This window comes from Aeribacillus sp. FSL M8-0254, from assembly GCF_038008845.1.
Lineage (GTDB): Bacteria > Bacillota > Bacilli > Bacillales > Aeribacillaceae > Aeribacillus > Aeribacillus composti.
On sequence record NZ_JBBOZY010000001.1, the window covers coordinates 913287 to 927500 of the forward strand.

General features: G+C 37.3%; 20 protein-coding genes (1 of these 20 cut by a window edge). 11 read left to right on the forward strand and 9 right to left on the reverse strand.

Annotated features, from left to right (window positions below; all coding sequences use genetic code 11):
- Positions 1 to 11: 11 nt before the first annotated feature.
- Positions 12 to 203 (forward strand): hypothetical protein, encoded by a 192-nt coding sequence (locus NSQ44_RS04495; RefSeq protein ID WP_340855280.1) that lies wholly within the window; start codon positions 12 to 14, stop codon positions 201 to 203.
- Positions 204 to 342: 139 nt separating this feature from the next.
- Here the strand turns inward: NSQ44_RS04495 and NSQ44_RS04500 are convergent, their stop codons facing one another.
- Positions 343 to 744, reverse strand: a complete 402-nt coding sequence (locus NSQ44_RS04500) for a thiol-disulfide oxidoreductase DCC family protein (protein WP_445659490.1) — start codon at positions 742 to 744, stop codon at positions 343 to 345.
- 148 nt (positions 745 to 892) lie between these two features.
- On the opposite strand from NSQ44_RS04500, the gene kapD reads away from it, so the two are divergent.
- Positions 893 to 1513, forward strand: coding sequence for a 3'-5' exonuclease KapD (gene kapD, locus NSQ44_RS04505; RefSeq protein WP_063387101.1), 621 nt, complete (start codon positions 893 to 895; stop codon positions 1511 to 1513).
- A gap of 30 nt (positions 1514 to 1543) precedes the next feature.
- Here the strand turns inward: kapD and NSQ44_RS04510 are convergent, their stop codons facing one another.
- Positions 1544 to 1927, reverse strand: coding sequence for a kinase-associated lipoprotein B (locus tag NSQ44_RS04510; RefSeq protein ID WP_340855283.1), 384 nt, complete (start codon positions 1925 to 1927; stop codon positions 1544 to 1546).
- 127 nt (positions 1928 to 2054) lie between these two features.
- Between NSQ44_RS04510 and NSQ44_RS04515 the strand changes: the two genes are divergently transcribed.
- Positions 2055 to 2252, forward strand: coding sequence for a hypothetical protein (locus NSQ44_RS04515; RefSeq protein ID WP_063387054.1), 198 nt, complete (start codon positions 2055 to 2057; stop codon positions 2250 to 2252).
- A 29-nt stretch (positions 2253 to 2281) separates the two neighbouring features.
- Here NSQ44_RS04515 and NSQ44_RS04520 read toward each other — a convergent pair whose 3' ends face one another.
- Positions 2282 to 3448 (reverse strand): MalY/PatB family protein, encoded by a 1167-nt coding sequence (locus NSQ44_RS04520; protein WP_340855288.1) that lies wholly within the window; start codon positions 3446 to 3448, stop codon positions 2282 to 2284.
- A gap of 75 nt (positions 3449 to 3523) precedes the next feature.
- Here NSQ44_RS04520 and NSQ44_RS04525 point away from each other — a divergent pair, with 75 nt between their 5' ends.
- Complete coding sequence (locus NSQ44_RS04525; RefSeq protein WP_340855291.1) at positions 3524 to 3835, forward strand: DUF1871 family protein; 312 nt, start codon at positions 3524 to 3526, stop codon at positions 3833 to 3835.
- On the opposite strand, the gene NSQ44_RS04530 is transcribed toward NSQ44_RS04525, so the two are convergent.
- Positions 3801 to 4601 carry an alpha/beta fold hydrolase gene (locus tag NSQ44_RS04530; protein ID WP_063387100.1) on the reverse strand — a complete coding sequence of 267 codons (801 nt, stop codon included), beginning with the start codon at positions 4599 to 4601 and terminating at the stop codon, positions 3801 to 3803. The two genes, NSQ44_RS04525 and NSQ44_RS04530, sit on opposite strands and share 35 nt — an antisense overlap.
- A 159-nt stretch (positions 4602 to 4760) precedes the next feature.
- Between NSQ44_RS04530 and NSQ44_RS04535 the strand changes: the two genes are divergently transcribed.
- The 3 genes from NSQ44_RS04535 to yugI all read left to right on the forward strand — a co-directional run bounded on the left by NSQ44_RS04535 (position 4761) and on the right by yugI (position 6921).
- The gene (locus tag NSQ44_RS04535) at positions 4761 to 5261 is read left to right on the forward strand and encodes an Lrp/AsnC family transcriptional regulator (RefSeq protein WP_063387051.1); all 501 of its coding nucleotides are present in this window, start codon (positions 4761 to 4763) and stop codon (positions 5259 to 5261) included.
- A complete protein-coding gene (locus NSQ44_RS04540) occupies positions 5258 to 6427 on the forward strand; it encodes an aminotransferase (protein WP_340789825.1) in 1170 nt (389 codons plus the stop codon). Before NSQ44_RS04535 ends, NSQ44_RS04540 begins: the two co-directional genes overlap by 4 nt.
- A 128-nt stretch (positions 6428 to 6555) precedes the next feature.
- Complete coding sequence (gene yugI, locus NSQ44_RS04545; protein ID WP_066249272.1) at positions 6556 to 6921, forward strand: S1 domain-containing post-transcriptional regulator GSP13; 366 nt, start codon at positions 6556 to 6558, stop codon at positions 6919 to 6921.
- 338 nt (positions 6922 to 7259) lie between these two features.
- Here the strand turns inward: yugI and NSQ44_RS04550 are convergent, their stop codons facing one another.
- On the reverse strand, positions 7260 to 7493 hold the full coding sequence (locus tag NSQ44_RS04550) for a DUF378 domain-containing protein (protein WP_063387049.1): 234 nt from the start codon (positions 7491 to 7493) through the stop codon (positions 7260 to 7262).
- Between the two features lie 179 nt (positions 7494 to 7672).
- Here NSQ44_RS04550 and NSQ44_RS04555 point away from each other — a divergent pair, with 179 nt between their 5' ends.
- Entirely contained in the window at positions 7673 to 9022 is a 1350-nt protein-coding gene (locus tag NSQ44_RS04555; RefSeq protein ID WP_063387048.1) for a glucose-6-phosphate isomerase, read from the forward strand.
- A gap of 329 nt (positions 9023 to 9351) precedes the next feature.
- On the opposite strand, the gene NSQ44_RS04560 is transcribed toward NSQ44_RS04555, so the two are convergent.
- Positions 9352 to 10602 carry an IS4 family transposase gene (locus NSQ44_RS04560; protein WP_340855295.1) on the reverse strand — a complete coding sequence of 417 codons (1251 nt, stop codon included), beginning with the start codon at positions 10600 to 10602 and terminating at the stop codon, positions 9352 to 9354.
- 483 nt (positions 10603 to 11085) lie between these two features.
- Here NSQ44_RS04560 and NSQ44_RS04565 point away from each other — a divergent pair, with 483 nt between their 5' ends.
- Positions 11086 to 11487: a YugN-like family protein gene (locus NSQ44_RS04565; RefSeq protein WP_340855297.1), complete on the forward strand. Its 402-nt coding sequence runs from the start codon at positions 11086 to 11088 to the stop codon at positions 11485 to 11487.
- On the opposite strand, the gene NSQ44_RS04570 is transcribed toward NSQ44_RS04565, so the two are convergent.
- Both NSQ44_RS04570 and NSQ44_RS04575 read right to left on the reverse strand, forming a co-directional pair.
- Positions 11484 to 12479, reverse strand: coding sequence for a potassium channel family protein (locus NSQ44_RS04570; RefSeq protein WP_063387046.1), 996 nt, complete (start codon positions 12477 to 12479; stop codon positions 11484 to 11486). The genes NSQ44_RS04565 and NSQ44_RS04570 overlap by 4 nt on opposite strands.
- Complete coding sequence (locus tag NSQ44_RS04575) at positions 12476 to 12730, reverse strand: hypothetical protein (RefSeq protein ID WP_063387045.1); 255 nt, start codon at positions 12728 to 12730, stop codon at positions 12476 to 12478. The genes NSQ44_RS04570 and NSQ44_RS04575 overlap by 4 nt, the downstream gene beginning before the upstream one ends.
- Positions 12731 to 12993: 263 nt before the next feature.
- Between NSQ44_RS04575 and NSQ44_RS04580 the strand changes: the two genes are divergently transcribed.
- Together NSQ44_RS04580 and NSQ44_RS04585 are read left to right on the forward strand one after the other, a co-directional pair.
- Positions 12994 to 13677 (forward strand): zinc metallopeptidase, encoded by a 684-nt coding sequence (locus NSQ44_RS04580; RefSeq protein WP_063387044.1) that lies wholly within the window; start codon positions 12994 to 12996, stop codon positions 13675 to 13677.
- 80 nt (positions 13678 to 13757) lie between these two features.
- Entirely contained in the window at positions 13758 to 14159 is a 402-nt protein-coding gene (locus tag NSQ44_RS04585) for a secondary thiamine-phosphate synthase enzyme YjbQ (protein WP_340855299.1), read from the forward strand.
- Between the two features lie 7 nt (positions 14160 to 14166).
- On the opposite strand, the gene NSQ44_RS04590 is transcribed toward NSQ44_RS04585, so the two are convergent.
- Positions 14167 to 14214: the end of a protein-glutamine gamma-glutamyltransferase gene (locus tag NSQ44_RS04590; RefSeq protein ID WP_144597759.1), read on the reverse strand. 756 nt of this gene lie beyond the right edge of the window; only the last 48 of its 804 coding nucleotides appear in the window; the start codon falls outside the window, past its right edge; the stop codon is at positions 14167 to 14169.

Below are 14214 nucleotides of genomic sequence, written 5' to 3' on the forward strand. Positions count from 1 at the left end.
GAGGTGATATGATGACAAAAAAGGTAATGACAGCCGTTTTAATTTTTATCTTATTATTCAGCATTTCATGGTATTTGCATGAACAAACGAAACAGACGTATGTACATCCATCATATGAGTGGACGCCAATCAATACTTTTTCCAAAAATATGAAGGAAGAAAAATTTGCACCAAGAGAATACATTCGTGTTATCAATTACTAAGAATGAAATGCAAAAATATTTAAGCAAATACAAGTAAAATCGAGTTTTTTAAAAGAAATTGGCGATTGTCCAGTTTCTTTCTTTCTTTACAGAAAGAAAAATTTATGAGATGAACAGGAAGTTTTAAAATTTCCTCGGATTATTGTAAAAAACGTTTTTTTATGTTTTCACTAGGAAGACTGCATTTGTTTTTTTGACCGAACCATTTATATCGGTTTTTAGCAATGATCTGATAAAAAAAATCGCGAATTGGTTTCGGGATGATGATGAATCCGTAAAATATTTTCAAAAAACCGCTTAAGTGTTTGGCGATATGTAAAGCAGCAGTGGATTTTGTATAACAGTGATTCCCATCCGATAATACGAGCGAATCAAAAGATTCAGTCGAAAGGCCGAATTGCTGTAATAATTCCTTTCCCTTGCTTGATTGCAGCGGTGCGAATATAAAAATTTCATCTGGATCGTGCGAAATGATGAAATTTACGGTCGAATCGCAAAAATTGCACATGCCGTCGAAAAGAATGATTTTTTTTGGCTTCATCGATATTCACTCCTTTCTTCTATTTTATAATAAAAAATTCATAAAAAATTTTTTATTTTCCGAAATGGAAGATATTTATTCTTGTTAAATGATATAATGAAGTAACGGTGTTTTAGGAGCAGTGATTGCATAAGGAGGGAGGATGAACGTGGAGGCCAAGAAGCAGTTATTTATTGATTTTGAATTTACAATGGCTGAGAACAAAATGAATCCGGAAGGCTTTTTTCCGGAAATTATCGAAGCGGGTGTCGTAAAGGTAGAAAGGGGAAAAATTAAAGAGACGTTTTCCACATTTGTAAAACCTAGATTTTTTCCAAAATTAACAGAACGATGTAAGCGTTTTTTGGAAATTACCCAAGAACAAGTTGATAACGGTCTATCGTTTTCCGAATTGGTTCATCTTCTTCGCAAGCTTTCTTTTGGGGAAGAAACAATGATCGTGACATGGGGCAACATGGACATGAAAGTTCTTCGCCATAATTGCAAAGAGCATGGACTGCCATTTCCAATAGCAGGTACGGAGATCGATTTATCAATGGAATATAAAAAATTTTTTGGCGACCGCAATCAAACAGGATTGTGGAAAGCTGTGGAGGAATACGGCAAAAAAGGAATCGGCAAGCATCATCGTGCACTTGACGATGCGTTAACAACTTTTAATATTTTTAAGCTGATTGAAAAAGATAAGCAATATCTTTTGAAACCAAAGCCGCTGACAATTGGTGAACGAATAGATTTAACAAAATTATGGCAAAAGCAAGCGACATGAAAAGGCCAGCTGCAATTTGTAGTGGCCTTTTCATAATGCTTTAAAATATTCTCTCTCTAATCGATTCAAGTTTTCAAGAGAACGCAATGCCCAATCGCTTGCATCTTCCTCAAGCTCCTTCTTTAAAGCAGCGGAAGCTTCTTTCAGAGAAGTTTCGTAATCAGGAATTTCCCCGTTATAATGGTGAACCATTTTTTTTGGAATATTTGCTTGTTCATTGAAGGAAAGTGCTTTGCGTTCATGAAAGAACGGAACATCTGCTTGTTTCGGCTGGTGCAAATCCCCTTGCATCGGATGTTTTAAAACCGCTTTTACTCTTACTAAATAATGATTCTCCCGAATTTCGGTAACTTCCCCGATATATTTACCGGTTTTATAAATGCCTGTAACGATATCCCCGACTTTTATGTCCAAAGTTTTCCCCTCCAGCAATTGTAATGTTTTCACCTATTGTACACTTTTATTTTCAGAGCAGATGGCATGATAAAGCAAAATTTTGCTATAGTAAAAGATAGAATGGATTTGAAAGGTCGTGATGATCATGGAATGGCTTCTAAATTTTATTCTATATTTTCCGGAAAATAAAATTGAATATTTATATGGTTTTTTGCAAATGGTTCCGTTTATCATTTTAGCTGTAGTTGCGATCATTTTTTTTAAAAAAATATCCCGCAAGGAAGAAGAAAAAGCGAATGAGCTGCTGAAAAAGCTTTCAGAAAATGAGAAAAAAAGAAGCTGAAACCGGGAGGCGATGCCTCCCAACGAATGTTAAGAAAGAGCCGTTTTTAGTCTCTTTAATCCATCTAGGACCATCTGCCGCGGACAGCCGATATTCATCCGCACAAAACCTTCTCCAGCCTTGCCGTATTTACTGCCCAGTTCCAATGCTAATTTTCCTTTTTCAAGCAGCTGTTTTTTTAATTGTTGTTCAGTCATATTTAATGAACGGCAATCAAGCCAAATTAAATACGTAGAATCAGGATGGATTACGTTTATACTTTTTAAATGCTCCCCAATATATTGTTCGACAAGTTTTACGTTTTCTTCAAGGTAAAGGAGAAGTGAATCCAGCCATTCATGTCCGTTATTGTAGGCTGCTTCCATTGCCGTAATGCCAAAAATATTTAAAGAAAAATGCCCCTGGTTTCTTTTCACTTGTTTAAATTTACCTAATATTTTCCTATCAGGAATGATCACTGCTGAAGCTTGAAGGCCGGCAAGATTAAATGTTTTGCTTGGGGCAATAGCTGTAATGGAATTTTGAGCAAATGATTCACTGATGGAAGCAAAAGGAGTGTGCTTATTGCCGAACAGCAAAATATCTGAATGAATTTCATCTGAAAAAACAAACACGCCGTTTTCTAAGCACAATTCGCCGATTTTTGCAAGCTCCTCTTTTGTCCATACTCTTCCGCTCGGGTTTTGCGGGTTGCAAAGAATCAGCATTTTGACGGATGGATCTGCCAGCTTTTCCGCCAAATCTTCAAAATCGATAGAATAACGCCCGTCTTTTAAAACTAATTCATTCTCCACAACAATGCGTTTATTATACTTCACCATGTCAAAAAAAGGCTTGTATACCGGGGGCTGAATCACAATCCGATCCCCCTCTTCCGTTAATGCTTGGATGGCTATGCTCATTGCTTCCACTACGCCTGAACAAAAATCAAGTGAATCGGCTGAAATTTCCCATCCATGTCTTGTTTTTAGCCAATTTTGAACCGATTTTTTTGTTTTGGAGCCGACGCCAGTATAGCCGTACACACCGTGTTCGACTCGTTCTTTCAAAGCCGCTATGACCGCATCTGGAGATTTGAAATCCATATCAGCTACCCACATTGGCAAAACATCTTCATGTCCGAACAATTCTTTTGTGAAATCCCATTTGTAAGATTGTGTTCCTTTTCTTTTTATTACTTGATCAAAATCACTCATCTTCTCACCTCAATACCAATGTATATGTGCTAAAATACAATTGCAAACATTTTGTACCAATTTGGGGGAAGCGATATGGAACAAAAAGAGGCAAATTTATTTATGATTGAACTGTTAAGTGAATGGGATCCGCTCCAACTGGGCAATGATGCTTACGAACTGGAAATAGTTGATTGCATTCAAGCCGTTCATACAATTGATCACCCTTTACAGTTGGCTAGGAAGATTCAGTCAATTTACGAATTCTCTTTTGAAGAGGTTATACCTTTAAAGGAATGTGAAAAAATCGCCAAAAAACTATTGGCGATTAAAAAAATGTGTCATGCCAATTATTGTAAAAACGCTTACCTATTTAGCCGAAACAAAAATCAAAAATGTGATTACTAACATGATATGGCCGCTCTTCAGGCACTAAATGGCCTGTTTGTTTGAAGGAGACAAAACGAGAGATGGGCAAATCTTTCTGAAGCTGGTATCCGACTTCGATTGGAACGATTTTATCTTCTTCCCCCCATACTAATAAGCATGGAATTTCAATCGTTTTTAAGTCTTGTGAGGAAAGATCTCCTTCACGTTCACGAATCATTCGGGTCAATGCTCTGAAAATTTTATCGTCATAAAACGGTTCGCTATATCCGTATATCATGTCTTCGTTAATGAGCGATTGGTCGTGCACGACGCTGCATAAGCTTTTCCATACGCCTTGCCTGATAAATTGTCTTTTAACGTAAAGGTAAAAATACGGGAGATATGAACAAAATATGAGAGAGGAAGGCATCTTTTGCATATAACCAGAGCTGCAAATGAGCACAATTTTTTTAAACAAATCAGGTTTTTGCTTAGCTGCATATAAAGAAATTTGTCCGCCCATGGAATGGCCGACAATTACAGCCTGTTTGATTTGCAAACGTTCTAAAAGCTCTATAACCGCTTTTGCCATGTTGTGATAGGAATAGAAAAACTTCGTTGCTTTTTCGGATTTCCCAAATGGGGGAAGATCAATGGCTATAATGGAAAAGTGCTTTTTTAATAAAGGGATTAATTTTCTGTAGCTGAAGGTGGAGGATAAAAATCCATGAATCAGCACGATCGTATCTGTTTGTTGTGGATGATGATAATATTCGTAATATATATTTGTTCCTAATATTTTCATTTTGTGATGGATTTCCTTTAGCAATGCTTATTTCTCCTTTCAGTAATTTTGTACCGTTAGTTTATCCATCAATTTAAAAAATTTTCTGGCATAGTGATGTAAAAATTCTGGAACGTGATATAATTATCTGAAGATTCCATTTTAGGGGGATTTACAAAAATGAAATTGACTGAAAAGGAAACAGAAATTTTAGAAATTTTGGAGGAAGACAGCCGATTAACACCTGAAACAATTGCGAAAATGATTGGACTTTCTGAGGAAGAGACAAAGAAATTGATTTCAGGTTTAGAAGAGAAAAAAATCATCGTGAATTATGCGACAACCATTGATTGGAAAAAGGTAGACGGACATGAAGGCGTAACAGCCATGATCGATGTAAAGGTGGCTCCAAAAAGAGGCGTAGGGTTTGATGAAATTGCCGAACGCATTTATCGATTTAACGAGGTTAAATCGGTTTATTTAATGTCAGGCGCTTATGATCTTTCTGTCGTGATTGAAGGAAAAACAATGAATGATATAGCCCGTTTTGTATCGGAGAAGCTGTCAACGCTTGAATCCGTTTTATCTACAACAACACATTTTATTTTGAAAAAATATAAACATGACGGAATCATTTTTGATCACGAAGATAAAGATAAAAGAATCGTGGTGTCACCATGAAAATGAAGACGTTACATTCATATTTGTCAGAAACTGTCATAAATATGAAGCCATCAGGCATCCGCAAGTTTTTTGACCTAGCTGCCAATATGGAAGGCGTTATTTCACTTGGTGTAGGAGAGCCTGATTTTGTCACTCCATGGAATGTACGCGAAGCCTGCATTCTTTCCTTGGAACAAGGATTTACGTCTTATACAGCAAACGCTGGATTGTATGAGCTTCGCGAAAAAATCAGCGAGTATTTGTTCAAACGTTTTGATTTACAGTACGATCCGGCTGAAGAAATTATTGTAACAGTTGGTGCGAGTCAAGCGATCGATATAGCTTTCCGGTCTATTATTAATAGCGGGGATGAAGTATTAATAATAGAACCTTGCTTTGTTTCATATGCGCCTCTGGTTACTCTCGCGGGAGGGAAGCCTGTCAGCGTATCTACCTTTGGAGAAGAAGAATTTAAAGTCAATCCGGAAATTTTGGAAAAATATATTACAAGTAAGACAAAAGCCATTATGATTTGTACGCCAAACAACCCGACAGGAACGGTTTTATCGAAGAAAGAGCTGGAAGCAGTTGCACAAATTGCTAAGCGATATGACTTGCTGGTAGTGGCTGATGAGATTTATGCTGAGCTCTGTTATGAAGATGAATATGTAAGCATGCCGAGTATTGAAGGTATGAAGGAACGGACAATTCTTATTTCCGGCTTTTCTAAAGGCTTTGCCATGACAGGATGGCGGCTTGGGTATATAGCTGCTGACCGAGTTTTTGCGCGTGCAATGTTGAAGGTTCATCAATATTCGATCATGTGCGCGCCGACAATGGCCCAATACGCTGCATTAGAAGCATTGGAAAATGATGAAGATGTTTTATATATGCGGAAAAGCTATCAAAGAAGAAGAAACTACATTGTTCAGTCGTTAAATGAAGCCGGTTTATTTTGTCATATGCCGGGCGGTGCCTTTTATGCTTTTCCAAGCATTAAAAGCACCGGATTGTCTTCCGAGGAATTTGCGGAGAGATTGCTTTTAGAAGAAAAAGTAGCAGTAGTCCCCGGCAATGTTTTTGGCCAAAGCGGAGAAGGATATATTCGTTGTTCATACGCATCATCTATGGAGCAGCTTCAAGAAGCGATGAAAAGGATCAAACGATTTGTACAATCTTTATAATGTTTTTATTGCCTGGCCTAATATGAGGCCAGGTTTTTTTATTTATTTTTGCTCAAATGAGTACATTGTGTTATAATTGATCACCGCATATTCGTTTTAAGCAGAAATTATGAATTAGGAGTGTTTAAATGGCTAATCAATATCCTATTGGGGCTGTTTTAGTTGGTAAAGTGACAGGAATCCAGCCGTACGGTGCATTTGTAGCATTGGATGAAGAAACGCAAGGTCTAGTGCATATTTCGGAAATTGCCCACGGATATGTAAAAGATGTCCGGGATTACTTAAAGATCGGCGATGAAGTAAATGTAAAAATTCTTTCGGTTGATCATGAATCGGGAAAGATCAGCTTATCCATTAAGGCAGTGGAAGAAAAATCAAAACCAATTGCTAAACAAAAAACAGAAAGCGAAGCGTCAAGAGGCTTTAACACATTGCGCGAAAAGCTGCAGGAATGGATTGAACAATCAAAACACGAAAATATTATAAAAAAATAAAGACATACGCATCATGGTCATGGCGGAATTTTACGGAAACGTTATTGTAGAACACGAATTTGCTTTTTAATACTTATTCGTGTTACAAAGACTGCTATCGAACTTTGCCCGGACATTCTTTTAAAGATTTATCGAATGTCATTTCGGTTATAGAAGTTCGAAAAGCGGCAATCCTTCAAGCTGCGCTAATGAAAAAAACCGGCAATTATGCCGGTTTATTTGAACCTTACTTTTCGGTTCTGTCGATTTTAGAAAAAAATTATAGAAGATTTTTTTACAGAAAATTATGTCGATTTTTTAAGCTCCGAATTTTGATCTCATTGAAATGCTTGTTGTCTTTATCTTGTTTCCGTCTTAGGCTCATTACGGGCAAATTCTGCATCAGGTTTAAATAAGAGAGCAAGATTAATGAGACCGGCAATACCGACTATACCATAAATGATTCTAGATAAAGCAGCATTTTGGCCGCCAAAAATAGCTGCCACAAGATCAAATTGAAAAAATCCGATAAGACCCCAGTTCAGGGCTCCGATTATTGTAAAAAGCAGTGCAATCCGCTGTAAAGTGCTCATGTTGCTACCTCCTTTAAGTTGAATTTTTCCTTATTAACTTGTATCAAAATGAAAAATTTATACATCTAATAGCAGGAATAATGAGCCTGTTCTGTTTATTGTTTTCTTGATTTCGACAAATATTTTCGATAAAGTGGAAGACATGGCAGATAAATTTTTAGAGATGGAGGAATTGGCTTATGGCACATGTACGTTTTGATTACTCTAAAGCTTTATCTTTTTTTAGTGAGCAAGAATTTACATATTATCAAGATTTTGTAAAGGTTGCCCATCATTCCTTGCATGAAAAATCAGGTCAAGGAAGTGATTTTTTAGGCTGGATCGATTTGCCGCAAGATTATGACAAGGAGGAATTTGCACGGATTCAACAATGTGCCGAAAAAATCCGTTCGGATTCTGATGTATTGCTTGTCATCGGAATCGGAGGTTCTTATTTAGGTGCTCGAGCTGCAATTGAAATGTTGAACCATTCATTTTTTAATGCTCTTTCAAAAAGCCAAAGAAAAGCGCCGCAAATTATTTTTGTCGGAAACAATATAAGTTCTACATATATCCAAGATGTTATTGATTTTATAAAAGAAAAAGATTTTTCCATTAATGTCATTTCTAAATCTGGAACAACGACAGAACCAGCGATAGCGTTCCGAATTTTCCGTAAATTATTAGAGGATAAATATGGAAGAGAAGAAGCGAAAAAACGTATTTATGCTACGACAGATAAAGCGCGCGGAGCCCTCAAAACACTCGCAAATGAAGAAGGATATGAATCATTTATTATTCCGGATGATGTCGGTGGCCGATATTCTGTTCTAACTGCTGTCGGGCTTCTTCCGATTGCGGTAAGCGGAGTGGATATTGAAGAGATTATGAAGGGCGCTCAAGATGCAAGAAGAGATTTTTCTTCTTCCGAGCTAATGGAGAATCCAGCTTACCAGTATGCCGTTGCGCGCAATATTCTTTATAATAAAGGGAAAACAATTGAAATGCTCATCAATTATGAGCCGGCTCTTCAATATTTTGCGGAATGGTGGAAGCAGCTTTTCGGGGAAAGTGAAGGAAAAGATTTGAAAGGTATTTTCCCTGCTTCAGCCAACTTTTCGACAGATCTGCATTCGTTAGGACAATATGTGCAAGAAGGGCGCCGGGACATATTTGAAACGATCTTACATGTAGAGAAGGTACGGCATGACATAACGATTGAAGAAGATGAAAGCAACCTAGACGGATTAAATTATTTAGCCGGAAAATCTGTTGATTTTGTCAATAAAAAAGCATTTGAAGGGACTCTCTTAGCTCATACTGACGGGGGCGTACCGAACCTCATTGTTTCCATTCCTGAATTAAACGCTTATACATTCGGATATCTCGTTTATTTCTTTGAAAAAGCTTGTGCAATGAGCGGTTATTTACTTGGCGTTAACCCGTTTGACCAGCCAGGCGTAGAAGCATACAAAATCAACATGTTCGCTCTTTTAGGCAAACCGGGCTTTGAAGAGAAAAAAGCTGAGCTTGAAAAACGCTTGAAATAAAAGGGAATCATGTAAAAAAGAACGGCAATTGCTGAATTTTCCTTTGCCAAGCAGACAGAATTTGATTAAGCAGCAGCTGTAGCTATTTCTAGCTACAGCTGTTTTATTTTTGTCTATCTGCTGCCCGCTTCCGACAATTGGAATGCAATGTTGCTCTTTTATTCCTTTATTTCAGTAGCGTTGCATAAAAAAATTTAATGTTTGTCAAGCTCAATAAAAATTCCAGTTATTTCATGTAACTGAATATTCAGACATACAATCTTTCTAAGCAAGCTTAAAAGGACAATGACGTCTTAATCGGCAGTCCATTTCCACAATTTGGTAATATATTACAGGAACATTGGATCATAAACTAAATCGTCTAGGTGTTCCACCTCCCCTTCTTCAAATTGGTACACGATGGTTTCAAAATCTTTTTCCCAATCGTATTTTTTCCGACCGTTGGACGTTCGAATTGGCTTTTTAAAAAGGGAGCGAACAAAACAGTCAAAACCTTTAAAAAGCAGATTCTGTAAAGTTCGCTTGATCTCTAATAAAGGACCATCGTGATTCACTTTTAATTGGAGCATGGCCTGTAAGCAATAGGTGATTAGGGCGATCCAAATTTGATTGTAAACGGCATTTTGACTTTTTCCATAAAATCTTTTTATCTTAAGGTGCTGTTTCATCCATTTAAAGAAGGTCTCTATCTTCCAGCGATATCGGTATAAATCTGCAATCTCTTCCGCAGAAAGATCAAAGCAATTGGTTATGATGATCACGGGATTCCCTTCGCTGTCGACCGTTTCGATCAATCGGAGAGGATGAGTCATTTTGGTATGATTACGGTCATTTCCTAAAATGACAATCTGATCCCTATAAATCAAACGTTCTGGATTGGGAATCCGTTCCGATAAAACTTCAATCTCTGCGTTCTTTTTAAGCCGGGTAATGAATCGCACCCCTTCTCGGCATAAGCGGTCGAACTGTTTGTAATCGACATACCCTCGATCAAACAAGTAAATCGCATTTGGATCGATTTCAATGAGTTCGTCCATCTGTGTGCGATCGGCATGTTTCGCGGGTAAGATAATCCCTTGATCCGGAACAGTGATATCCTTCGTTACAACAACCTTTAAATGGAGTCGAACACCAGCCTTTGTCTTACGAAAAGTTGCCCATGGATATTGGCTCAAACTCATGCTCATCGTGGTAGAATCAATGACCAGAAGACGACCAATGTTTCGGATGATCGGGGCATTTTTCATTTGCCCTTGGATCTTTAAGACCAGATATTTAAATACTTTTTCAAACAGTTGAGGGGATAATTGGCCTAATTTGCGAGAAAGTTGCGAAGTACTAATTGCATCAAATTCCAGATATGTCTGCAACTCTTCCTTGTCTTTCAAATGTTTGGCCAATTTTGTTAAGCTTTCCAATTCATTTATCTGAGCGATGATACAAAGTTGTAAAAACTTATACACCGTTAATTTTTTAATGTATTTGTCAACGTCAATCACATTAATTAGTTTTGAAAAAGTTATTGGATCGATCTCTTTAAATAGTTCATTTATTGTGGATTCTGTGGTATTCTTATCCATAATGGTTTCTCCTTATTCTTAGGATTTGGATAGGACTGCCAATCCTAATTATAAGGAGTTTTTTTATATCCAAAAAGATGAAATTTAACATAAAATTGGGCTTGACAAATTAAAATTAACTTAATGCAATGCTACTGCCTTTATTTAGAAAAATAAATACACAATTTGCTCTTCATCGCAATATTTTTGACTGTCACGTTATATCCCTTCCATTAACAGAAGCCCTTTAACTTTTATCTGTCCGCTGTAAGAGCGTGGAGAATATTATTGGGAAGAGGGATCCGCATAGTTAGAGCAAAATTCGAAATAAAAAACCAATTTTTTAACTTAAAATAATGACTTTCCATCAAACGAACAATTCGCTCGAATATTTGCCGAATGCAAAAATCGCCATTTTCCATAAAGCTTGAAGAGCATCTTTCATGACTACTTTTTCACCATTGGGTAAACATAATAAAAAATGAGCAGGAAGGTGTTTAAGTTATGATTGAAATTTCTTCATCTTTGGAAGGAAAACAATATCCTTTATACGATTTAGAACTGGAATTAAAACAGTTAGGATACACAATTGGAGGGAATTGGGATTATGATCACGGTTATTTTGATTATCTGATGGATGATGACGACGGATACCACTTTTTAAGAATACCGTTTCGTGCTGTCGACGGGCAATTGGATGCACATAATGCAACGGTAAGTCTCGGCCGGCCTTTTATTTTAACCCACAAATATAAAGAGGGACTTGACGATCATGCGGCAATTGGAAACTTCCAAGCCTCCTTTAATCAGTTTTCCGAACCGGCGGAAAAAGATGCCGATGTTTTAGAGCCTTATGTTCAATTAGGAGAGACACTAATTCAAGAGCTTGAAAGAAGATTAAATTAGCTTTTTAAAGCTATTAAACAATCGTGTTGAACGACTGTAAAATTGTGGGGAGGGTTTAGAAAAATCTCTTCCCCTCTTTTGATGCCAAAAAGAATGATGCCATTGGAAAACAGGTCATTATGCAATTGCTGAAAATTTTTCCCGATGTCCTGGTCTGTTGGAGATTCAATTGTTAAGCGGGCGCCGTATGCTTTCCCGAGCTCTAATATAACATTCGAAAATCCATTCTGAAATAAGAAGCTGTTTAAAAAGACTTGACCAACCACCTGGAAAGATTGAATAATCTCATCAGCTCCCGCCCGTTTGGCATTCAATGTTTGTGTTTTTGTCATCATTTCGCAAATGGTGTACACGGACGGATTTGACGCTTTTACCGTAATTAATACTAAAATCGTGAGCATGTCTGCTTCCAATTCGTTTCTATGTTGATCAGCTGTTATGAAGACAGCTTTTGCCTCTTTAATGTTTGCTTTATTTAAAATTTGATCATCGGCAGGATTTCCTTTAATAAAGTGTATGTTTTCATCAATATAAGGTGCCTCAGATAATGTTTGGTCGATAAGAACAATAGGGCAGTAAAATTTTATAATACGCAGTGTTTCAATAATCTCCTTTGTTTTTTCATTCCAGCCAATTAATAAAAAATGGTTTTTCCCTTTGAAAGGAATTTCCCCGTCAATATAGGCATTTTGCCTTTTTACAGCAGCAGCTGATAAATTCGTAAAATAGGATGTTAAAAATGCTACTCCGGTCAAAATTAGTATCATTCCGAATGTACGTCCCAAAAAAGTTTTTGGAACGAAATCGCCATAACCGGTTGTAGACATTGTTACAAGAGCCCACCATATGCCTTCAAAAGGTGTAGGAAACTCCTTCGGTTCTATGTAAGAAATCATCGTGCCAAACAAAATTAAAATCATTAACACAATAACAGACATTCGGATAAAAACCGGCCACCTTAAATATTGAATCCAAAGCTTTGTCGATTTCATGATTTACTTCCTTTCGTTTCGGCAAGAAAAGAGAAAATTTCTGTAATAATTGTATTGATTTTTTTGGAAACGGCCTCTTTTCCGTATGCATCGACCGCGCGTTTAATCGCCTTGATGGTTTGATCTTCAAATTCTATAATGCTTACATCTTCTTCTGATTCATTGTACAGCTCGATAAAAACATCTAACGCATCGTTCATGTTATCAATTGCGGTACTCAGTTGTTTTTTCTCTTCATTATTAAGTTTCATCTCAACACCCCTGTATTAGTATGTGCAAATTCTTTTTTGAAAATGAAACTTTTCGTATACAAATGCGTATGAATATGTTGGACAGCTGAATTCATAATTATGGGGTGATTTTACAGTAAAGCTGAATGAAATGGTTCATGTCATCGTAGAATAGTAAAGACATGTGTCAGTTCTTTTACATTGATACAAAACTCTGTACAAATTCCTTCAAAAATTGTTATATTATTGTTAACTATAAAAAATAGAACGGGAGGTTTTTCAAAATGCTTTTTCATCCGATGGACATTCTGGTGTTCATTGCCTTCGGAATATCTATTTGGGCGCAATTCCGTGTGAAAGGGAACTTTGCTAAGTATTCCGATGTGATCGCTTCGAGTCATTTAACAGGGGCAGAAGTTGCGCGGAGAATTTTGGATCAAAACGGACTTTATGACGTTCCAGTCGAGCCTGTTCACGGGCAGCTGACAGACCACTACGATCCAATTCATCGGGTTGTGCGGTTATCAGAGCCGGTTTATTACGGAAATTCGATTGCGGCCGTCTCCGTTGCGGCGCATGAGTGCGGACACGCAATTCAACATAAAGAACGGTATGGTGCTCTTGTGTTAAGACATAAAATGTTTCCAGTTGTCAATCTTACATCGGGAATTGCTCCGATTTTGCTTATTGCCGGGTTTTTATTACAAAGTTTAAACTTGTTAGGGCTTGGGATTATCTTTTTCTCCGCTGCAGTTGCATTTCAGTTGATCACATTGCCTGTTGAGTTTAATGCGAGCTCTAGAGCAAAAGCTATTTTAGTAAGCGACGGCTTTATCCGAAACGAAGAAGAGCACGGAGTCAATAAAGTATTAAATGCAGCGGCTTTAACGTATGTTGCGGCAGCTTTAATATCTCTATTTGAACTTCTGAAATTCGTGATGATTTTCTTCCAATCTCAAGAAGAATAAAAGTTGGAAAAGGGGCTTATTCGTATAATAGGCCCCTTGTCATTTTAGAAAAAGCGCAAGGCTAAGAGGCGGTGTTTATCATGTTAAAAAAATTTATATTACAGACGAGCCGGCGTGATGAAATGATTGACATTACAATGTCAATTCAACAGTTTGTACATGAATCAGCCGTTTCAGAAGGGATAGTTGTGGTATACTGTCCGCACACGACAGCAGGCATTACGATCAATGAAAATGCTGATCCTGACGTAAAGCGGGATATGATTCGCCGTTTCGATGAGCTGTACCCATGGGAGAATCCGCTTGACCGGCATTTTGAAGGGAATACTGCTGCTCATATGAAAGCAAGTACTGTCGGAGCATCCCAGCACGTTATCATCTTGGAAGGAAATTTGTTGCTTGGGACATGGCAAGGCATTTATTTTTGCGAGTTTGACGGACCTAGAAACCGGACATATTATGCAAAAATTTTAAAAGGATAGGTTTTAGTTAAAATGTATAAAAAGTTTGCCCGATTCTAGCCGAAATTCGTTTATT